The sequence below is a fragment of the Caulobacter soli genome (assembly GCF_011045195.1).
Lineage (GTDB): Bacteria > Pseudomonadota > Alphaproteobacteria > Caulobacterales > Caulobacteraceae > Caulobacter > Caulobacter soli.
Genome location: NZ_CP049199.1, coordinates 4,117,730 through 4,139,056, shown reverse-complemented (window position 1 = coordinate 4,139,056; position 21,327 = coordinate 4,117,730). Strand labels below are relative to the sequence as shown.

The following is a 21,327-nucleotide window of genomic DNA, read 5'->3' as shown; positions in this document are numbered from 1 at the left end:
CGATCGCGAAGCGATCCGTAGGGGGCAAGTGTTCGCCGCGCCTGACTCCGTCAGTGATCGCGCCCTGACCGAAGCCCGCCTCTGGCTCGGCACGCCCTACCAGCACCAGGCCGCCCTGCGCGGCGTCGGCTGCGATTGCCTGGGCCTGGTGCGCGGCGTCTGGCGGGCGCTGCATGGCGCCGAGCCCGAGACCCCGCCGCCCTACCGCCCCGATTGGGCCGAGCTGGGCGGCCGCGAGCTGCTCCATGAGGCGCTGGTCCGCCGGCTGATCCCGCTGGACCCCGCCGCCGCCCGTCCCGGCGACGTGCTGCTGTTCCGCATGGCTCCGGACGCCCCGGCCAAGCACTGCGCCATCCGCTCGGCCGACGACCGCATGATCCACGCCTATTGGGGCCGCGCCTGCGTCGAGAGCTGGCTGGGCCGCTGGTGGCGCGAGCGGCTGGTCGCCGCCTTCCGTTTTCCCGAACCCTGAAGGACATTCCCCATGGCCCAGGTCATTCTCTCCGCCGTCGGCACGGCCGTGGCGGGGCCCATCGGCGGCGCGATCGGCCTGGCGGCGGGCGCGGCGATCGACACCGCCGCGATCAACGCCCTGACCCCGGCGCGCCGGATCGGGCCGCGCATCCCCGAGCTGCGGCTGTCGGGCGCCGCCGAGGGCGCGCCGATGGCGGCGGTGTTCGGCCGGGCCCGCGTGGCCGGCCAGGTGATCTGGGCGGCGCGGTTCAAGGAGCGCTGGATCGAGGCCCGCTCGGGCGGAAGCAAGGGCGCCAAGACCACCAGCGCCGCCTACAGCCTGTCGTTCGCCGTCGCCGTCTGCGAAGGGCCGATCGACGGCCTGGGCCGGGTCTGGGCCGACGGCAAGCCGCTGGACATGGCCGGGGTGGTCATGCGCGTCCACACCGGGGCCGAGGACCAGCTTCCCGATCCGCTGATCGCGGCGGTCGAGGGCCCTAGTGATGCAGGAGGGGCGCCGGCCTATCGCGGTACGGCCTATGTGGTGTTCGAGGACCTGCCGCTGGGGGCGTACGGCAATCGTCCGCCGCAGCTGTCGTTCGAGGTGTTCCACCGGCCACGCGCCGGCGCGCCCGGCCTGGAGGAGCGCCTGAAGGGCGTGTGCCTGATCCCCGGCGCGGGCGAGTTCGTCTACGCCACCGATATCGTCCTGCGCCGCGACGGCCTGACCCGGACCACGGCCGAGACCCTGAACAACGGCGAGGGCCGCCCCGACCTGGTGGTGTCGCTCGACCAGCTGCAGGCGCAGTTGCCGAACGTGCAGGAGGTGACCCTGGTGGTCGCCTGGTTCGGCGACGACCTGCGCTGCGGGTCGTGCGCGATCCGGCCCAAGGTGGAGCAGGCCGCCAAGGCGACGATCCCGTTCGACTGGCGGGTGAACGGGATCGACCGCGCCGACGCGGCGGTGGTCTCGATGCACGGCGACGGCCTGGCCTATGGCGGCACCCCGGCCGACCGGGCGGTGCTGCAGGCCATCGCCGAGCTTAAGCGGCGCGGCCTGCGGGTCACGCTCTATCCGTTCGTGATGATGGACGTGCCGGCGGGCAATACGCGGCCCGATCCGTATGGCGGCGCGGCCCAGGGCGCCTATCCCTGGCGGGGCCGGATCACCTGCCATCCCGCCGCTGGTCGTCCCGGCTCGCCGGACAAGACCGCCGCGGCGAGCGCCCAGGTCTCGGCCTTCTTCGGGGCGGCGACGGCGGGGCAGTTCGGCGTCGACGACGGCCTGCCGACCTATGGCGGTCCGGCCGGCGACTGGGGGCTGCGGCGGATGCTGCTGCACTACGCCAAGCTGGCCCAGCTGGCGGGCGGGGTGGACGGCTTCATCCTGGGCTCGGAGCTGCGCGGCCTGACCACGGTGCGCGACGGGGCCTCGTCCTATCCGGCCGTGACGGCGCTGAAGAGCCTGGCCGGCCAGGTGCGGAGCCTGCTGGGGCCGGCGACCCAGCTGGGCTACGCCGCCGACTGGAGCGAGTATTTCGGCCACCAGCCGCCGGATGGCAGCGGCGACGTCCACTTCCACCTCGATCCGTTGTGGAGCGACGCCAATATCGATTTCGTCGGGATCGACTTCTATCCGCCGATGGCCGACTGGCGCGACGGCGACGACCACCTCGATGCCGAGCGGGGCGGTCCGCACGACGTCGACTATCTGCGCGCCAACCTGACGGGCGGCGAGGGTTTCGACTGGTTCTACGCCTCCGACGCGGCGCGGACGGCGCAGACGCGCACGCCGATCACCGACGGCGCCTATGGCGAGCCCTGGGTGTATCGGCCCAAGGACCTGCTGTCGTGGTGGAGCCGCCCGCATTTCAACCGTCCGGGCGGGGTGCGGTCGGGGACCGCGACCGCCTGGATCCCGAAATCCAAGCCGCTGCGGCTGGTCGAGTTCGGCTGCGGCGCGGTCGACAAGGGCGCCAACGCGCCCAACCTGTTCGTCGACGCCAAGAGCGCTGAGAGCGCCCTGCCGCCGTTCTCGGACGCCACCCGCGACGAGGTCGGCCAGCGCCGGGCGCTGGAGGCGGTGCTGGCCCACCTGGCCGATCCGGCGACCAATCCGGTCTCGCCGGCCTATGGCGGGCCGATGATCGACGCCGCCTCGGCCTGGTGCTGGGATGCGCGGCCGTTTCCGGACTTCCCGGCCCGGAGCGCGGTCTGGGCCGATGGGCCCAACTGGACGTTGGGTCACTGGCTGAACGGTCGCTCCGGGATCGCGCCGCTGCCGGAGTTGATCACGGCCCTGGCCGAGCGGGCGGGCGTCGCGATCGATCCGGGTGAGGCCGGCGGCGCGGTGGTCGGCTATGTGGTCGACCGGCCGATGCAATTGCGCGACGCCCTGGCGCCGTTGCTGGAGGCCTTCGCCCTGGATCCGGTCGAGCGCCAGGCCGGCGTGGTGCTGGCCAGCCGCTCGGGCGTGGCGGCCTTGGCGCTCGGCGACGACGACCTGGCCTGGCCGGAGGATCGCGACGCGCCCGTCGCCGCCGCGCGGACCCTGGCCGCGCCCCCGCAGACCCTGCGCCTGCGCTTCATCGACGCCGCCCGCGACTACCAGACCGGCTCGGCGATCGTCCGTCGTGAAACGGGGGAGGGCGGCGCCGATCTCGACGCGCCGCTGGTGCTGGCCGCCGCCGAGGCGCGGGCCGTGGCCGAGCGCCTGCTGGCCGCCACCGATCCGCGCGAGGTCACCGTCCACCTCGCGCCCCTGGCCGCCCTGCGCCCGGAGCCCGGCGACCGCCTGGCGCTCGACGGTTCGACCTGGCGGGTGACCCGGGTCGATCTGGACGAGCATCCCCGCGTCCAGCTGGCGCCGGTGGTTGAGGCGGTGCGGGTGGGCGGCGATCTGGACTGGTCGCCCGCCCCGCCGCGTGAGACCTCCGGCCCGCCGGTGCTGCACGTGCTGGACCTGCCGGGCCAGGCGGACGAGCGGCCGCTGGTGGCGGTAGCCGCCGCGCCTTGGCGGGGCTTCGACGTTCATGCCGGCGTCGGGGTCGAGGCCCTGCGCGTGCGGGCCACGGCCGCCGTGCCCGCCACGGTCGGCGTCACCCTGTCGGACCTGCCGGCCGGACCGCTGCACCGCTTCGACCGCGCCACGCGGCTGACGGTGCGGCTGGAGGGCGCGGCTCCGACCAGCCGCGACCGCTCGGCCGTGCTGGCCGGCGCCAACGCCCTGGCGGTGCGGAGCGTGACCGGCGAGTGGGAGATCGTGCAATATCTGACCGCCGAGCCGGTCGCCGAAGACGTCTGGACCCTGTCGGGCCTGCTGCGCGGCCAGGCCGGCAGCGATCCGGCCATGACGGCCCTGACTCCGGCGGGCGCGGCGGTGGTGGTGTTGGACGAGGCCCTGGTTCGCGCCGACCTGGCGCCCGCCGAGCGCGGCCTGCCGCTGGTCTGGCGCGCCGCCCCGGCCGGCGGCCCGGCCTCCGGACCGTCGATGAGCGAGGCGATGGAGACCTGGCGCGGCTTGTCGGCCCGGCCCTGGTCTCCGGCTCACCTGCGGGTGAAGACGCAAGGCGGCGACAAGCTCGTGACCTGGATCCGCCGCGCCCGCGTGGCCGGCGACGGCTGGGACGCCGAGGTTCCGCTGGGCGAGGAGCGCGAGGTCTATCGCGTCGAGATCCTGGACGGTGAGACCGTGGTCCGGACGGTCGAAACAACCGTCCCGGCCTTCACCTACGCCGCCGCCCAGCGGGCCGCCGATTTCCCGGCTGGACCAACCGGGGCCTTGGCTGTCAGGGTCGCCCAGGGCTCGGCCCTGTACGGCTGGGGCGCTCCATCGCGAACCTTGCTGTGATATTAATGCAACATAACGCTTGCGTGGCGCGCCGAACCGCCTAATTGAGGCGTTCCGCCTGTAGTGAATTGAAGTGAGGAGCCTCCTTGGCGCGCGACCCGTATCTGGAGCTTGGCGTTTCCCGCACCGCGAGCGCGGCGGAAATCCGCAAGGCGTTCCACAAGCTCGCCAAGCAGCATCACCCCGACGCCAACAAGGGCGACAAGAAGTCGGAAGAGAAGTTCAAGCAGGTCAGCGCCGCCTTCGACATCCTGGGCGACGCCGACAAGCGCAAGAAGTTCGACGCCGGCGAGATCGACGCCGACGGCCGTGAAACCATGCGCGGCTTTGGCGGCGGCGGGGGCGGCAACCCGTTCGGCGCCGGCTTCGGCGGTCGCGGTCGCGCGGGCGGCATGGGCGGCGGCGAGGGGCCGGAGATCGACCTCAACGACCTGTTCGGCGACATCCTGGGCCGCAATCGTGGCGGCTTCGGCGGGGGCGGCGCCGGCGGCGGCTTCTCGCCCAAGGGCGCGGACGTGCGCGCCCGGCTCGACATCGACCTGGAAGAGGCGATCAAGGGCGGCAAGAAGCGCGTGGCCTTCTCCGACGGCCGCACCATCGACGTGACCATCCCGACCGGCGCCCAGGAAGGCCAGACCCTGCGCCTGAAGGGGCAGGGCAGCCCCGGCCGGGGCGGGCAGGGCGACGCCCTGATCGAGCTGGCCATCAAGCCGCACCCGATCTATCGGCCCGAGAACGGCGCCCTGGTCATGGACCTGCCGATCACCGTCCCCGACGCGGTGCTGGGCGGCAAGGTCGAGGCCCCCACGCCCGACGGCCCGGTGACCCTGTCGATCCCCAAGGGTTCCAACAGCGGCGCCAAGCTGCGCCTCAAGGGCCGCGGCCTCGCCGACGCCAAGGGCCACCGCGGCGACCTCTTCGCCCGCCTGGTGGTGACCCTGCCGGATACGCCCGACGCGGAACTGGAAAAGTTCGCGGAGACCTGGCGCGAGAAGCGGCCGTACGCGCCCAAGCGGCGGTAGGCGTATCAACATTTGTTGACACGTTCGGGCGTGAAGAGGATGCTTCAGTTCGCAGAGCTGGAGGTGCGTCCGTGCAGGTGCTGATCAAGAAGTGGGGCAACAGCGCCTCGGTGCGCATTCCCGCCACCGTGATGGCCGCCGCCTCGCTGAGCGTCGATCAGGCGGTTGAGGTGCGCGAGGAGAACGGGCGCATCGTGATCGAACCCATACGCGCGCCCACCTACACTCTGGACGAATTGCTGGCCGACATGAGGCCAGAGAGCTTTCCGGACGATGAGGGCTTTGGTCCCGCTGTCGGTCAAGAAGCCTGGTGATGACAGGCTACGTGCCCGAGGCCGGCGACATCGTCTGGCTGGAATTCGATCCGCAGGCGGGGCACGAGCAAGCCGGTCATCGTCCCGCTCTGGTGTTGTCGCCCGCCGCCTACAACGGCAAACGCGGCATGATGGTCTGTTGCCCGATGAGCAGCCGGATCAAAGGCTATCCCTTCGAAGTGGTCGTCCCCGGCGAGGAGCCGAGCGTGGTCCTGGCCGATCAGGTCAAGAGTCTGGATTGGGTCGCACGCCGGGCCCGAAAGAAGGACGCGGCGCCCGCGCCGGTTCTGGCCGAGGTCCGGGCCAAGCTAAAGGCGTTGTTGGCGCTGTGAGGCTTAGGGCAACTTCCACGGTTGTGACGGTCGCATCGCTACGCTAGAGATTGCGTCCTGGGGTGGGCGTTTTCTTGATTTTCGTGGCTTTCGTGAGTTTGGCCGGCGTCGCGCAGGCCGCTGTTCCGGCGGTCGAGGCGGCGTCTCCCCCATCCTCGTCCCCCTCGTCTTCGCCCGTGTCGCTGGAGGCGGTCGGGACCGAGGTCGGCTGGCTGATGTCGCGCGGCGAGTGGCGCAAGGCCCAGGCGGCGCTGGAGCGGCTGCCGCCGGCGGCGCTGGGCGCCCCCGACGTTCAGTTCGTGCGGGCCTTCCTGGCGCGACGGCTGGGCCAGCCCGACAAGGCGGTCGACTTCTACCAGCGCATGCTCGACGGCGACGGCAATCTGCTGCGCGTGCGCCTGGAGCTGGCCGACACCTTCCTGGAGGCCGGCGACGACCGGGCCGCCGAGCACAACTATCGACTGGCCCTGGCCTCGACGCCCCCGCCGGCGGTGCGCGAGCGCGTCGAGGCGCGGCTGAAGACCATCGCCGAGCGCCGCCGCTGGCGCTACAGCTTCAACGTCGCCGTCGCGCCCGACAGCAACGTCAACGCCGCCACCGACGCGCGCGAGCTGCGGATCTTCGGCCTGCCGTTCGAACTGTCGGACGAGGCGCGCCGCACATCGGGCGTCAGCCTCAGCACCGCGGCGTCGGCCGAGCGCACCGTGCCGCTGCGGGGCTCGACCCGCCTGGCGCTCGGCGGCTGGGGCCGGTTCACCGACAACGAAGGCAAGAGCTTCGACGACGGGGCGCTGGGCTTCCGCGCGGGGCCGCAGTTCTGGCTGGGCGCGGTGCGGGTCGACGCCCAGGTCATGGCCGACCGGCGCTGGTTCGGCGGCGAGGGGCTGTCCAGGACGGCCGGGGTGCAGACCGACCTGCAATGGGGCTGGGGCCAGTCCCAGCGCCACGCCACGTTCGCCGCCCAGCGCCTGGACTACGACGTCGGCGACGCCCGCGACGCCTGGATCTACAGCGCCGAATGGGACCGCACCCGTTTCCTCAGCGCCACGCGGTTCTGGCGGCTGACCCTGGCGGCCAATCGGGCCGATGCGGCGGCGGACACTGAGTCCTTCTGGCTGGGTCGGGCCTCGGCCGGCCTCTACCAGACCTTGCCGGCGGGCCTGGCCGTCTGGGTCGAGCCTTCGGTCGAGCGCCGCGACTACGACGCGCCGGGCGCCTTCAGCGACAAGGCGCGCCGCGATGTCGAGCTGGCCCTGGCCGCCCGACTGTTCAAGCGCGATTGGCGCTGGCGCGGCTTCAGCCCCTATGTCGGGGCGGAGAAGAGCCGCAACTTCAGCAACCTTGACATCAATGACTACACTCGACTTAAGGTCGAATTCGGGGCGACGCGGACGTTCTGAAGAAGAGCTGTCCGGCTGGGGGAATTCATGAAGACCATCGTCAAGATCCTGCTGATGAGCACGGCGGCCAGCGCCCTGACCGCGTGCGGCGGTGGAGGCGGCGGCGGCGGTGGCGGCGGCGGCGGTCCGGACACCGGCGTGGTCACCTCGCCGCCGCCGCTCGCCACCCTGCTGATCTCGCCGATCGCGGGCCTAGTGGGCGGCTCCGGCGGCGCGGTCGTCGGGGCTGACGCCAACAGCCTGGCGATCAGCGACCCCGACGCACCCAACGCGACCACTTATGGGGCGCTGAAGATCAGCGGCAACGAGACGGTGCGAGTGAGGTTCTCGGCCGGCGGCGCGACGGTGGACGAGACCTTGGCGCCCTCGACCTATAAGGGCTCGGTTCGGTTCGTCACCGGTTCGTTTCCCACGACCGGCGGCAACTACATTCGCGGTCTGGACAGCCTGCAATGGGGCACCGACCGCAGCACCCTGGCGCTGATCAGCCTGGAGGAAGGCGCGGTGTCGATGGGCGTGCCGGCCCTCAGCGGCGACGTCACGGACTGGGTGACGGCGGTCTATTGGACGAACAGCGCGCTCAACGGCAGCGGTTCCAGCAACGTCTTCGGCCTGTTGGGCGACCTGGCCACGGGCGCGCCCACCACCGGCGTCGCCCGCTTCCGAGGCGAGGCGATCGGCAGCCTGGACACTTCCCGGCGGTTCTGGGGGCGGGCCGGGCTCGACGTCGATTTCGCGGCCGGAACCGTGCGCGGCGGCGTCGAGGACATCGTGCTCGACTTCACCCCGGTAACCACGCGCTACGATTTCAGCTACGAAGGCGCGCTTTCGGGCGGCAAGTTCAACACCACCACGGTCAAGGCGCTGTTCCTGCCTGGCGCCACGGGCGAGGTGCATGGCCAGCTCTACGGCGCCGGGAGCGATCTCGAAGCGGGGGGCTCCTTCGCGCTGACGACCTCGGCGGGCAAGATGGTCGGCGTGTTCGTGGCCGGCAAGCCGACCACGGACGGCCTGTTCGGGGCGGCGGCGCTCACCTTGCGGCCTTCGGTGGCCAACCTGTTGTGGGACGCCAGCACCAGCAGCGCGACCTACAACCAGAACAATATCGAGCTGGGCGGCAACAACGAGCTGGTCAGCTTCACGCCCGGCGGCTTCGACGGCGGCGACGACAGCTACGAGTTCTATCTCGACAACGGCGCGGCGATGATGAACTTCGCCTTCACGCCCGCCGAATACCAGGGCGTCAAGACGACGACGATGGCGCGCCCGGGCACCTACAGCGCGCTGGCCGGGACCAACTTCCGCTGGCTGCAGACCGACGTCTGGACCCGGTCCAACGGGATCACGCTGAACCGCTACCGGCTGGGGATCAACGTCGACAACCGCTGGATCCAGCCAGCGCTGGTGCAGGCCCTGGAATACGTCAATCCGATCATCTCGGCCGGCGTCGAGCATCGCGCCTATGTGCAGACCGGCGCGCGCGCCCTGGCGCCCACCACCGGGACCGCGCTCTATCGCGGGGAATCGATCGGCGCGATGGCCGACAACCAGTCGGGCATGCGCTACCGCACCACGGCGCGGGCCACCGTCGAGGTGCTGTTCGGCTCGGGCGAGGTGCGTGGGGTCCTGGACAGCTTCACGCGCTACGCGCCCGACGACACGGTCGCCTTGAGCGGACTCGGGGTGATCGAACTGGCCTTTAACGGCACGGTGAACGCCGCTCGCGGCTTCGACGCCGCCGTGGTCAACCAGACCTTCTACACAGGCATGACGCCCACGACCCTGACGGGGCATGTGCGCGGCGACTTCTACGGCCAGACGGCGTCGGAGATGGGCGGTATCTACGACGTCAACATCGGCGCGCTGGGTTCGATGGCCGGGGTCTTCGTGGCGGGCCGCAACGCCTGGACGCCCAGCCTGGGCTACGTGCCGGGCCAGGTGTACACCGACACCCCCGGCGACAGCCTCGCGGCCATGACGACCGCGCCGTTCAGCAACATCCGCTTCAGCTGGACCCGCAACGGACCCAGCGACTACGACGATACCGGCCGTCTTCAGGCGAGCGGTGCGCGGCCCGTCAACGTGACCTTCAACCAGGCCGGAGGCGGACAAAACGCCGAGGCCATCGGCGACCAGTGGAGCGTTCAGGGACTGGTCGGCTACAACACCGCCACGGCTGTTCCCAACTCCCCCGTCTTCGCCAGCGCGGTGGAGCGGGTTTCCGGTCTGGACCTGAACTACGCCAGCCTGGTCTCCTGGGAGGAACCGCTGCTCTCCGACCAGCAAACCTTCGTCGCCGTCGGCCAGCGAACCCTCGACATGCCCACGACCGGCGCGGCCGAGTACAAGGGCATGATGTTTGGCCAGTATCGCTTCGCGGGCGGCGGGGTCGCCGCCAGCCAGGGCGAGGCGACCATGTCGGTGAACTTCGCCACGGGCGCCCTGACCGGTACGGCCAAGAACGCGTATCCGAGCAGCGGGACGCCGGACCTGGGCTTCACCTTCAAGGGCGCGATCGCCGGCGCGCAGTTCAACGGCGACTTCGCCAACAGCGACAAGACGCTGGCCGGCGATATCAAGGGGCTGTTCGCCGGACCCGGGGCGGCGGAGGCGGCGGCGACCTTCATGTCGACCCAGGCGCCGGCCGGGGCGTCGTACCACGGCGGCTTGGTCGTGAAGAAATAAGCGGCGCCGACGCCGTCGTCCGTGCGCGGACGGCGGCGTGGGCCGTGACAGAACGTCGCTACCCGTCCATAACGGCCGTGTTCAGCCTCTATTCAGCCGCGACGCTCTAAACCGGAGCCCATGAAGCCGATCCATTTCCTCTTCGCCGCCGCCCTGGCCGCCGCCGCCCTCCCGGGCGTGGCGTCCGCGCAGCGCGGCCCGGACTCGCTGGGCGCCGACTGGCGCGCCCGGCAGGACCAGGCGCGTGGGGGCGTGCAGTCGGGCCAGCTGGTGCCGCTGAGCCGGGTGATCGAGCAGATCGGCCGCCGCACGCCGGGCCGCGTCCTCGACGCCGGCCTGGAAGGCGACAACTATCGCGTACGTTGGGCCACGACCGACGGCCGCCGCATCGACTTCATCGTCGACGCCCGGACCGGCCAGATCCTCAGCGCCAACTAAGCCCCTCACAGCGTCACGAGACAGAGGCTCCCCCATGCGTATCCTGCTTGTCGAAGACGATCCGGACCTGTCGCGCCAGCTGAAGCTGGCCCTGGGCGACGCCGGCTACGCCGTCGACCACGCCGCCGACGGCGAAGAGGCCCAGTTCCTGGGCGAGACCGAGCCCTATGACGCCGTCGTGCTGGACCTGGGCCTGCCCAAGGTGGACGGCGTGTCGGTGCTGGAGCGCTGGCGGCGCGGCAGCGTCGCCACCCCGGTGCTGATCCTGACCGCGCGCGGCTCGTGGAACGAGAAGGTGGCGGGCTTCGACGCCGGCGCCGACGACTACCTGACCAAGCCGTTCCACACCGAGGAACTGCTGGCCCGCCTGCGGGCCCTGCTGCGCCGCTCGTCCGGTCACGCCTCGCCGACCCTGTCGTGCGGCGGCCTGCGCCTGGACCCGCGCGCGGCCCGGGCCAGCGTCAACGGCGAGCCCCTGCGCCTGACCTCGCTGGAATACCGCCTGCTGCACTACATGATGATGCACCAGGGCCGGGTGATCGGCCGCACCGAGCTGGTCGAGCATCTGTACGACCAGGACTTCGACCGCGACAGCAACACCATCGAGGTGTTCATCGGCCGCCTGCGCAAGAAGCTGGGCAGCGACCGCATCGAGACCGTGCGCGGCCTGGGCTATCGCCTGACGCCGCTGGAAGGCGAGGCGACGGAAGGCTGACCTTGCGTCGGCGTCCATCCATCAACCCCGTTTTCCCGGCGAAGGCCGGGACCCAGATTCATCCGGAGCGTCTCGTGGGTTTCACCTGGGCCCCGGCCTTCGCCGGGGAGACGGAAATGGGTTCGGGCTCGACCTCCGCTTCGACGGGCGGGCGCTGACCATGTGGGACTTCAGCAAGCCTTCGCTGGTCCGTCGGCTGGTGCTGCTGGCCGGGGTGTGGAACCTGGTGGTGCTGCTGGTGGCGGGGGTGTTTCTGACCGCCCAGTTCCGCGACGCGGCGATCCGGCGGTTCGACCAGTCGCTGGCCGTGCTAACCGACGACCTCTATGCCGGCTCCACGGTCGAGGACGGCGTGCTGAAGGCCCCGGTCCTGACCGACATCCGCGCCACGCGGGCCTATTCGGGCCGCTACTGGACGATCTTCGACCAGCCGCCGGGCGGTGGTGGGCTGAACGTGATCGAGCGCTCGCGCTCGCTGTTCGACAGCGACCTGATGATCCCGGTCGAGCAGTCCGAGCGGTTGATGGCCGAGCCGGGCAAGACCCTCTATTTCGACCTCAAGGGCCCACAGAACCGACCGTTGCGCGCCGCCGCCCTGCTGGCGCGCCTGCCGGGTTACCCGCGGCCGGTGGTGTTCATCGCCGCCGAGGACCGCTCGCCGATCGACGCCGACGCCGACCGCTTCGCCCGCATCACCGCCTTCGCCCTGCTGATCCTGGGCGGCGGCCTGATCGCCGCCGTGGTGGTGCAGGTGCGGGTGGGCCTGCTGCCGATGTTCCGGCTGCGGCGCGAGGTGGCGTCGGTGCGCCGTGGCCGGGCCGAGAAGCTGGAGGGGGCCTATCCCGAAGAGCTGGAGCCCCTGGCCGTCGAGCTGAACGCCCTGCTGGCTCACAACCAGGAGGTCGTCGAGCGCCAGCGCACCCACGTCGGCAACCTGGCTCACGCCCTGAAGACGCCGCTGTCGGTGATGCTGACCGAGGCGGGCCAGCGGCCCGGCGCCCTCGCTGAAGTTGTCGAGCGCCAGGCCCAGACCATGCGCGAGCAGGTCGACCACCATCTGCGCCGGGCCCGCGCCGCCGCCCGCTCCCAGACCTCGGGCGAGCGCACCCCGGTCGAGCCGATCATGGACGAGCTGGCTGTCACCCTGGAGCGAATCTTCCAGGACAGGAACGAAGGACGGGGCGTCGAGATCGATTGGCGCTGCCCCGAGAACCTGTGCTTCCAGGGCGAGCGCCAGGACTTCATGGAGCTGGCCGGCAACGTCATGGAAAACGCCGGCAAGTGGTGCAAGGCCAAGGTCCGCGCCGAGGCCGTGGCCAGCTCGCCCGAACAGATGACCCTGGTCGTCGACGACGACGGCCCGGGCCTGCCGCCGGATCGCTGGGCCGACGCGTTGAAGCGCGGCCAGCGGATGGACGAGCACACCCCGGGCTCGGGCCTGGGCCTGTCGATCGTCGACGAACTGGCCCGCGCCTACGGCGGCTCGGTCACCCTGGGCGCCTCGCCGCTGGGCGGACTGAGGGTGACCCTGGTGTTGCCGAGATCGGAAGGGTGATCCTTCTCCTCACCCGCGCAGCGGGGGAGGTGGCGCGGCGCCGCTAGGCGGCGTGACGGAGGGGGCGTCCCAGCCGTGCCATTTGTCTTCTGGAATTTCAGCCGCCGCCCGACGCCCCCTCCGTCACGCTGCGTATCCGCAGCGCGCCACCTCCCCCGTTTCACGGGTGAGGAGAAGGTGCTCAACCCAGCATTTCGTCGGTTTTCGACAGACACCGGCGGCAGGCGTCCAGCGACCGTTTGACGCTGCTCCGCGAACCGCGAAAACTTATGGTTTCGGAAAGTCTTAACCTCGTTGGAGACATGGTTGACGCGGCCCGGATCGGGCCTGTCCGGTGGGGGGTTATGGCAGCAGTCGCCGCCAACAAGTTGCTGATGGTTCGGAAGCTGGTGGAAACCGCGCCCGACGCCGCGTTGCGCAGTCTCGAGCTCGCCCTGTCCGGTCCGGCCGGCGGGCAGGGCGCGTTGGCGGCCGTGCGCGGCCTGGTCGAGGACGAGACCGCCGCCCGCTACGTCCGCAACAGCGTGCTGGCCCCGATCGTGCCCCTGTGCGCCAACCGCGACACCGAACAGACCTCGTTTCCGCCCCGCACCCTGACCCTGCTGTGGGTGGCCCTGAAGACCCAGGCCCCCAGGCAGGTCGAGGAAGCCGCGGCGCGCTGCAATCCGTGGGACCTGGAGCAGGGTCCGCCCGACGTCTTCAACGAGCTTTGCAAGATCGCCTCCAAGGGCCTGCGCGCCCAGGCCGAGCCCGGCTTCCAGGCGCTGGACGCGATCTGCGACATCGACGAGCTGGCCTCGTGCCTGGAGCTGTCGGCCATCGTCCGCTCGGCGCTGCCCAAGCTCCAGGAGTGGGTCAGCAAGATGAGCGAGGAGCGCGCCTCCTCGGCCCGGCTGGCCTACAAGGACGCCTGCGCCATCCGCCCCGACGCGGGGCCCCTGCTGTTCGAGATGCTGGCCGCCCACCTGCCGGACGACTGGCGGATCCTGCGGGTGATCTCCGCGGTGATGGAACGCCCGAACGACAAGTTCTGGGCCTCGTCCGAGGTCAGCGTGTTCGGCGAGCGGGTGCTGGCCGACATCGAGAAGAACATCGCCTTCATCGAGACCTTCGACCCGACCAAGGGCGAGGCCGAGGGCCGCAAGGCCGCGCAGGGCGCCCAGAAGATCGCCCAGCAGATCACCGAGTTCGAGCAGTCGGTGAACCTGGCCAAGGACGGTCCGTGGGGCCGGCGCATCGCCAAGCACAAGCAGGCCGTCGCCCAGGCGGTCGAGGGGCGCATGAACAAGGCCGAGAACGAACTGCTGGCGGCCCTGCCGCTGCGGCCGATCTCGATCCTCGGCGGCAAGAAGGGCAAGGGCGTGCCGCAGCTGACGGCCGAGCCCGACGAGATCCTGACCAAGCGCCTGACGGCGGTTCTGGTGTTCATCGCCGAGGTCCGCGGCTGCGCCCTGCAGAGCGGCTATGGTTCCAGCCGCGCCAAGGTGCTGGAGAAGCTGAACGGGCGCCTGGACCAGTATATCGAGGACATCCTGCACATCGTCCGCACCGGCGACGGCGGCGACCAGGGCCTGGCGCGCCTCTATGTCGACCTGGCCGCCAGCTACATCGCCTACAGCCGCGACGAGAAGACCGCCGAGATCGTCCGCCGCCGCGCGGCCGCGGCCATGGCGGCGGCGGCTTAGGGCCCCAATACATCCGCTCATCCCGGCGAATGCCGGGATCCAGCTGGAATAGCGGTGTGGCTGACGCCAAAGGCGCTGAGACTTTCCAATCAGCCGCCCAGCCATGGGATCTGGGTCCCGGCATTCGCCGGGATGAGCGGAGTTGGGGAATGGGCCCCCTTACGGAATTTTTTCGCTAACGGCCGTCCGCAATCCCCGCTAACACGCGCCCATGATCGCTTTCTGGATCGCCGCGGCGGGATTGTCGGCCGTCGTCGCCGCCCTGATGCTGCGCGGGGCCGCGCGCGCGTCCGTGGGTGTGGGCGACGACGCCAGCCTGGCCGTGCACCGGCGGCAACTGTCCGAGATCGACGACCTGGCCGAGCGGGGCCTGCTGGCCGACGCCGAGCTGAAAGGCGCGCGGGCCGAGGCCGGCCGCCGCCTGATCGCCGCCGCCGATCACCAGGCCCCGTGGCCGGCCGCCAATCCCAAGCTGCGACCGCTGGTGCTGGCCCTGGCGGCCGTAGCGCCGCTGCTGGCGATCGGGATCTACGGAATGGTGGGCGCGCTGGGCGTGGCCGACCAGCCCTACCTCAAGCGCGTGGCCCAGTGGCGCAACACCGATCCGACGCAGCTGGAGCCGGCGAAGATCGCCGCCGTGCTGGAGCAGATCGCCATCCAGCGTCCCGCCGATCCCGAACCGCTGAAGAACCTGGCCCTGGCCCGCATGGCCGCCGGCGACGCCACTGGCGCCGCTCAAGCCCTGCGCCGCGCCGTGATCATCGCCCCGACCCGCGCCGACCTGTGGGCCGGGCTGGGCGAAGCCTTCGTGGCCGACGGCCAGGGCGACATCGGGACGGACGCCCGCAAGGCCTTCGCCGAGGCCCTCAAGCGCGATCCCAAGAACGTCAGCGCCCGCTATCATCTGGGTCTGGCCCGCATCAGCGACGGCGATGTCCAGGGCGGCCTGGCCGACTGGAAGGCCCTGCTGTCCGACCTGCCGGAGGGCGACCCGCGCCGCATGGGCTTTGGTCACCAGATCGCCCAGGTCCAGGCCGACGGCGGCCTGCGCGCCGAGGCCGCGCCGACCGGCCAGCCGGCCGAGGCGGCCCAAGGCGATCAAGCCTCCAATGTCCAGGGCTTCATCCAGGGCATGGTCGCGAGCCTGGCGGCCAAGCTCGAGGCCAATCCCGACGATCCCGACGGCTGGATCAAGCTGACGCGCGCCTACGCCGTGCTGGGCGACACCGCTCGCCGCGACGCGACGCTGGCCAAGGCCCAGGCGCGCTACAAGGATCAGCCCAAGGTGCTGGCCGCCCTGCGCCAGGCCGCTCAGACCCCCTCCCAGAAGATTCGGCCATGAGTTTCCTGCCCAAGTCCCGAAAGGCGCGCCGCCGCCTGACCGTCCTGGCCGTCGCCGCCCCGGTGGTGGCCCTGGCCGTGGGTCTGGCGCTGTGGGGCATGCGCGACGCCATCTCGTTGTTCTACACCCCCGCCCAGGCCGCCGCCGCCCACGTGCCGGCCGGCCGCAAGGTGCAGCTGGGTGGGCTGGTCAAGGCCGGCAGCGTGGTCAAGCATCCGGACGGCCTGGTCGAGTTCGTGGTCGCCGACCAGCGCTCCACCGCCCTGGTCCGCTATCAGGGCGACCTGCCCGACCTGTTCCGCGAAGGCCAGGGCATCGTCGCCTCGGGCAGCTTCGACGCGTCCGGGACCTTCGTCGCCAAGCAGGTGCTGGCCAAGCACGACGAACGCTACATGCCGCGCGAAGTCTCCAAGGCCTTGAAGGAACAGGGCGAGTGGCGCGGCGACGGCGCCAAGCCGTCCTACGATGCGCCGGCTTACGGCCCGAAGACCAAGTCATGATCACCGAATTCGGCGCCTACGCCCTTGTCCTGGCCCTGGTCCTGTCGGCCCTGCAGCTGATCCTGTCGGCGGTGGGCGGCGCGCGGCGCTCGGCGCTGCTGGCCGGGGCCGGACGCGGCGCGGCGGTCGGCGCCTTTCTCTGCACGGCCCTGACCTTCGTGGCCCTGGTCCACGCCTTCGTGGTGTCGGACTTCTCGGTGGCCAATGTCGCGGCCAACTCCCACACCGCCAAGCCGATGCTCTACAAGGTGGCCGGCGCCTGGGGCAGCCACGAGGGCTCGATGCTGCTTTGGTGCCTGGTGCTGACCGGCTACGGCGCGGCCGTGGCCAGCTTCGGCGAGGCCCTGCCGCCGCGCCTGCGGGCCTATGCGGTGGCGACGCAAGGCGCGCTGGGCGTGCTGTTCCTGGCGTACACGGTCTTCGCCTCCAACCCGATGGCCCGATTGTTCGACGTTCCGGTCGAGGGCGCGTCGCTGAACCCGCTGCTGCAGGACCCCGCGCTGGCCTTCCATCCGCCGTTCCTCTACTGCGGCTATGTCGGCTTTTCGGTGGTGTTCTCGTTCTCGATGGCCGCCCTGATCGAGGGCCGGGTCGACGCGGCCTGGGCCCGCTGGGTGCGGCCCTGGACCCTGGCGGCCTGGAGCTTCCTGACCGTCGGCATCACCCTGGGCGCCTTCTGGGCCTATTACGAGCTGGGCTGGGGCGGCTGGTGGTTCTGGGACCCGGTCGAGAACGCCAGCTTCATGCCCTGGCTGATCGGCTCGGCCCTGCTGCACTCGGCCGTGGTGTTGGAAAAGCGCGGGGCCCTGCCGGGCTGGACCGTATTCCTGGGCCTGGCGGCGTTCACATTCTCGATGCTGGGCGCGTTCCTGGTGCGCTCGGGCGTGCTGACCAGCGTCCACGCCTTCGCCGTCGATCCCACGCGCGGCGTCCTGCTGCTGACCATCATGGGCATAGCGGCCGGGGCGGGCTTCGTGCTGTTCGCGATCCGCGCGCCCAGCCTGAACGCCGGCGGCCTGTTCGCCCCGGTCAGCCGCGAGAGCGCCATCGTGCTCAACAACATCATCCTGTCGACCGCCACGGCGGTGGTGCTGGTCGGCACCCTGTTCCCGCTGATCCGCGAGGCGACGGACGGCGAGGCGGTGTCGGTGGGCGCGCCCTTCTTCAATCTAACTTTTGTTCCTTTGATGATCCTGGCCATGGCCGTGCTGCCGGCCGGGCCGCTGCTGGCCTGGAAGCGCGGTGACGCGCGCCTGGTGGTCCGCCGCCTGTGGCTGGCCCTGGCGCTGGCCGCGATCCTGGGCCTGGTCGCCTTCGCCGTTGTCGCCCCGCGCAGCGCCCTGGCCAGCGGCGGTCTCGTCGTCGGCTTCTGGCTGATCGGCGGCGCGGTGCTGGAACTGGCCGAGCGGGTCAAGGCTTTCCGCGCCCCCTGGGCCGAGGTCCGCCGCCGCGTGACGGGCCTGCCGCGCGGCGCCTGGGGCACCACCCTGGCTCACGCCGGCCTCGGGATCTTCGTGCTGGGCGCCTCGTTCGAGACCACCTGGCGGGTCGAGGCGGCCCAGGCCCTGAGCCTCGGCGGCCAGCTGAAGCTGGGCGCCTATGAGCTGACCCTGACCGACGTCGGCACGGCCGAGGGCGGCAACTACATCGCCGAGCGTGGGATCGTGCGGATCACCAAGGCCGGCGCGCCGGTGTGCGAGGCCAAGCCCGAGCGCCGCTTCTATCCCACCGGCAAGCAGACCACCTCGGAAGTGGCGATCTGCCCCAAGGTGCTGGACGATCTCTACGTGGTGCTGGGCGAGCGCCGGGCGGGCGAGGGCGGCCAGCCGGCCTGGCTGGTGCGGGCCTTCGTCAATCCGTGGGTGCGGCTGATCTTCCTGGGACCGCTGATCATGGCGATCGGCGGGCTGGTGTCGCTGTCGGACCGCCGCCTGCGTTTTGGCGTGGCGCGCAAGGTGGAGAAGGCGGCGTGAAGCGGCTCCTGATCGCCCTGGCCGCGATCGCCTGCATGGCCGGCGCCGCCGCCGACCCGGCCGAGCGCCTGGCCGATCCCGTCCAGGAAGCCCGGGCCCGCACGATCTTCCGCGAGGTGCGCTGCCTGGTCTGCCAGAACGAGTCCATCGACGACTCCGAGGCGTCGCTGGCCGGCGACCTGCGCCAGGTCGTGCGTGACCAAGTGAAGCAGGGACGCAGCGACAAGCAGATTCGCGCGTTCCTGGTCGAACGCTATGGCGAGTTCGTACTGCTGAAGCCGCCGTTCTCGGCGGGGAACGCGCTGCTCTGGGCCACGCCCGCGATTGCGCTGATTTTGGGCGGCGTGTTGATGGTGCTGCTCCTGCGTCGGCGAACCGCCTCGACGGCCGACGAAGAGGACGCTCAAACACTTTCTCAGGTGGAGGAGGCGCGTCTTCAGGTGTTGTTGAAGGACGAATGACACGATTGCGCCGCGAAGACGCCGCAAGACCATCTTGAGCGTGGGCGCATGATCTCTTCGAAGACCATTGCGCCTTTCGCCAGCGCAACTAGGTTCTCAAGCCAAGGACCCGGCGCCGCGCGCCGTGGGTGAGGAAAGACGTAAGATGGCTGCTAGGAAGTCTGGTTTCTTTGTCGGTGCGGTGGCCGGCGCGGGCGTGGCCTGCGCGGCGCTTGCCGGAGTGGGCATGCGCATGGGTCCGGCGGGCGCCGCCGAGCCGGCCCAGGTGGTCCGTACCTCGGGCGTGGCGGGCAACCCCGCCCCGATGTTCGCGCCCCCGCCCGGCGCGCCGATGTCCTTCGCCGACATCTTCGAGCAGGTCTCGCCCGCCGTGGTGCAGATCGACGTGACCTCCAAGGCCGCCGCCGCGCCGAAGCTGCGCATTCCCGGCCTGGAAGGCTTCGACATCGTGCCCAAGGGCCAGAAGGGCGATGACGGCGAAGAGGCCCCCGGCCCCAAGCAGCAGTCCTCGGGTTCGGGCTTCTTCATCTCGGCCGACGGCTATCTGGTCACCAACAACCACGTCGTGGCCGACGCCGACGACGACGGCATCAATGTCGTGATGAAGGACGGCCGCGAGCTGAAGGCCACCATCGTCGGTCGCGACGAGGGCACCGACCTGGCGGTCCTGAAGGTGGTCGACCCCAAGGCCAAGGGCGCGGCGTTCCCCTATGTGAACTTCGAGAACCAGGCCAAGCCGCGGGTCGGCGACTGGGTGATCACCATCGGCAACCCGTTCGGCCTGGGCGGCACCGCCACGGCCGGGATCATCTCGGCCTATAACCGCGACCTGGGCGACAGCTCGTCGACCTTCGTCGACTACATTCAGATCGACGCGCCGATCAACCGGGGCAACTCGGGCGGTCCGTCGTTCGACATCTACGGCCGGGTGATCGGGGTCAACACCGCGATCTTCTCGCCGACCGGCGGCTCGGTGGGCATCGGCTTCGCCATCCCCGCCGACGTGGCCGAGAACACCGCCAAGCAACTGATCGCCGGCGGCAAGGTGGTGCGCGGCTATATCGGCGCCCAGATCCAGCCCTTCACCAAGGAAATGGCCGAGGCGCAAGGGTTGGGCGACGTCAAGGGCGCGATCGTCGCCGATCTGGTCGCCGGCGGTCCGGCGCAGAAGGGCGGCCTGATGCCCGAGGACGTGATCACCGCCGTCAACGGCGTGGCGATCAAGAGTGGCTCGGAACTGACCCGCGAAGTGGCCAAGGGCCGTCCGGGCGACACCCTGAAGCTGTCGGTCCTGCGCGGCGGCAAGCCTCGCACGGTCGAGATCAAGTCGGGCGTGCGTCCGACCGAAAAGGAACTGGCGCTGAACGACGACGATAGCGACGAGGGCGGCGCCGACGCGCCGACCAAGCCGCAGATCCAGAAGTCGGAAGCCCTGGGCATGAGCCTGGCGCCGATCGACGACGCGGCGCGCCGCACCTACAGCATCGACCCGGCCGTCAAGGGCGTGCTGATCGACGGCGTGAAGACCAACTCGGACGCCGGCGAAAAGGGCCTGCGCAAGGGCGACGTGCTGACCAGCGTCAATGGCGATCCGGTCACCTCGGCCGCCCAGGTCAACGCGGCGGTCGATGCGGCCAAGAAGCTGCAGCGTCCTAGCGTCAACCTGCGGATCATCCGCGCCGGTCGTCCGACGATCGTGCCGCTGAAGATCGCTCCGTAAGGGGTAACGCCGATACGCGGGGGCTTTCGCCCGCGCGCGGATCACGTCACCATCGGTTTGACGTGACGACAACACGATAGAGGGCGTCATCGATTCGCACGGTGGCGCCCTTTCGTGCATCTGGGGATTGGCTGGCATGCGTATTCTGATCATCGAGGACGACCTCGAGGCGGCGGCGGCGATGAGCCACGGCCTGACCGAGGCCGGTTACGAATGCGTCCACGCGCCCGACGGCGAGGCCGGCCTGACCGCGGCGGGCAAGGGCGGTTTCGACGTGATGATCGTCGACCGCATGATGCCCAAGAAGAACGGCGTCGAGGTGGTCGAGACCCTGCGCCGTGAAGGCGACCAGACGCCGGTGCTGTTCCTCTCGGCCCTGGGTGAGATCAACGACCGCGTCGTGGGCCTGCGGGCCGGGGCCGACGACTATCTGGTCAAGCCCTACGCCTTCGCCGAGCTGATGGCCCGGGTCGACGCCCTGTCGCGCCGTCGCGAGACCGGCGCGGTGGCCACGACCCTGAAGGTCGGCGAACTCGAGATGAACCTGATCAACCGCACGGTCCATCGCCAGGGCAAGGAGATCGATCTCCAGCCCCGCGAGTTCCAGCTGCTGGAATTCATGATGCGCCACGCCGGCCAGTCGGTGACCCGCACCATGCTGCTGGAGAAGGTGTGGGAATACCACTTCGACCCGCAGACCAACGTCATCGACGTGCACATCTCCCGCCTGCGCTCGAAGATCGACAAGGGCTTCGACCGCGCCATGCTGCAGACCGTGCGCGGGGCGGGCTACCGGCTCGATCCGTAGGCGGCGTCACGTCCGCGCGGTCCGGGTGAAAATTGCTTCACTTGCCCGCGCCGGTCGCGGACGGTCATCTAAGC

17 protein-coding genes are annotated in these 21,327 nt (G+C 70.7%); all 17 read left to right on the top strand.

Annotated elements, in window-relative coordinates; genetic code table 11:
• Positions 1-28 precede the first annotated feature (28 nt).
• Entirely contained in the window at positions 29-472 is a 444-nt protein-coding gene (locus G3M62_RS19320; protein ID WP_165189969.1) for an NlpC/P60 family protein, read from the top strand.
• Positions 473-484: 12 nt separating this feature from the next.
• Complete coding sequence (locus G3M62_RS19315; protein WP_165189967.1) at positions 485-4,303, top strand: baseplate multidomain protein megatron; 3,819 nt, start codon at positions 485-487, stop codon at positions 4,301-4,303.
• Between the two features lie 86 nt (positions 4,304-4,389).
• Positions 4,390-5,325, top strand: coding sequence for a DnaJ C-terminal domain-containing protein (locus G3M62_RS19310; protein ID WP_165189965.1), 936 nt, complete (start codon positions 4,390-4,392; stop codon positions 5,323-5,325).
• Between the two features lie 71 nt (positions 5,326-5,396).
• A complete protein-coding gene (locus tag G3M62_RS19305) occupies positions 5,397-5,639 on the top strand; it encodes an AbrB/MazE/SpoVT family DNA-binding domain-containing protein (RefSeq protein ID WP_165189963.1) in 243 nt (80 codons plus the stop codon).
• A complete protein-coding gene (gene mazF / locus G3M62_RS19300; protein ID WP_165189961.1) occupies positions 5,639-5,971 on the top strand; it encodes an endoribonuclease MazF in 333 nt (110 codons plus the stop codon). The genes G3M62_RS19305 and mazF overlap by 1 nt, the downstream gene beginning before the upstream one ends.
• 83 nt (positions 5,972-6,054) lie before the next feature.
• Positions 6,055-7,371, top strand: coding sequence for a surface lipoprotein assembly modifier (locus G3M62_RS19295; RefSeq protein ID WP_281360099.1), 1,317 nt, complete (start codon positions 6,055-6,057; stop codon positions 7,369-7,371).
• 27 nt (positions 7,372-7,398) lie between these two features.
• Positions 7,399-10,056, top strand: coding sequence for a transferrin-binding protein-like solute binding protein (locus G3M62_RS19290; protein ID WP_165189957.1), 2,658 nt, complete (start codon positions 7,399-7,401; stop codon positions 10,054-10,056).
• Between the two features lie 120 nt (positions 10,057-10,176).
• The gene (locus tag G3M62_RS19285; RefSeq protein ID WP_165189955.1) at positions 10,177-10,494 is read left to right on the top strand and encodes a PepSY domain-containing protein; all 318 of its coding nucleotides are present in this window, start codon (positions 10,177-10,179) and stop codon (positions 10,492-10,494) included.
• Between the two features lie 34 nt (positions 10,495-10,528).
• Entirely contained in the window at positions 10,529-11,209 is a 681-nt protein-coding gene (locus G3M62_RS19280; RefSeq protein WP_165189953.1) for a response regulator transcription factor, read from the top strand.
• 160 nt (positions 11,210-11,369) lie between these two features.
• Positions 11,370-12,764 carry an ATP-binding protein gene (locus tag G3M62_RS19275; protein ID WP_165189951.1) on the top strand — a complete coding sequence of 465 codons (1,395 nt, stop codon included), beginning with the start codon at positions 11,370-11,372 and terminating at the stop codon, positions 12,762-12,764.
• Between the two features lie 344 nt (positions 12,765-13,108).
• Complete coding sequence (locus tag G3M62_RS19270; protein WP_165189949.1) at positions 13,109-14,449, top strand: hypothetical protein; 1,341 nt, start codon at positions 13,109-13,111, stop codon at positions 14,447-14,449.
• Between the two features lie 211 nt (positions 14,450-14,660).
• Positions 14,661-15,791, top strand: coding sequence for a c-type cytochrome biogenesis protein CcmI (gene ccmI, locus G3M62_RS19265; RefSeq protein ID WP_165189947.1), 1,131 nt, complete (start codon positions 14,661-14,663; stop codon positions 15,789-15,791).
• Complete coding sequence (ccmE, locus tag G3M62_RS19260) at positions 15,788-16,291, top strand: cytochrome c maturation protein CcmE (RefSeq protein WP_165189945.1); 504 nt, start codon at positions 15,788-15,790, stop codon at positions 16,289-16,291. Before ccmI ends, ccmE begins: the two co-directional genes overlap by 4 nt.
• The gene (locus G3M62_RS19255) at positions 16,288-18,264 is read left to right on the top strand and encodes a heme lyase CcmF/NrfE family subunit (RefSeq protein WP_165189943.1); all 1,977 of its coding nucleotides are present in this window, start codon (positions 16,288-16,290) and stop codon (positions 18,262-18,264) included. Before ccmE ends, G3M62_RS19255 begins: the two co-directional genes overlap by 4 nt.
• On the top strand, positions 18,261-18,725 hold the full coding sequence (locus G3M62_RS19250; protein ID WP_165189941.1) for a cytochrome c-type biogenesis protein: 465 nt from the start codon (positions 18,261-18,263) through the stop codon (positions 18,723-18,725). Before G3M62_RS19255 ends, G3M62_RS19250 begins: the two co-directional genes overlap by 4 nt.
• A gap of 145 nt (positions 18,726-18,870) precedes the next feature.
• The gene (locus G3M62_RS19245; protein WP_165189939.1) at positions 18,871-20,445 is read left to right on the top strand and encodes a trypsin-like peptidase domain-containing protein; all 1,575 of its coding nucleotides are present in this window, start codon (positions 18,871-18,873) and stop codon (positions 20,443-20,445) included.
• Between the two features lie 136 nt (positions 20,446-20,581).
• Positions 20,582-21,253, top strand: a complete 672-nt coding sequence (locus tag G3M62_RS19240) for a response regulator transcription factor (protein WP_165189937.1) — start codon at positions 20,582-20,584, stop codon at positions 21,251-21,253.
• The last annotated feature ends 74 nt before the right edge of the window (positions 21,254-21,327 follow it).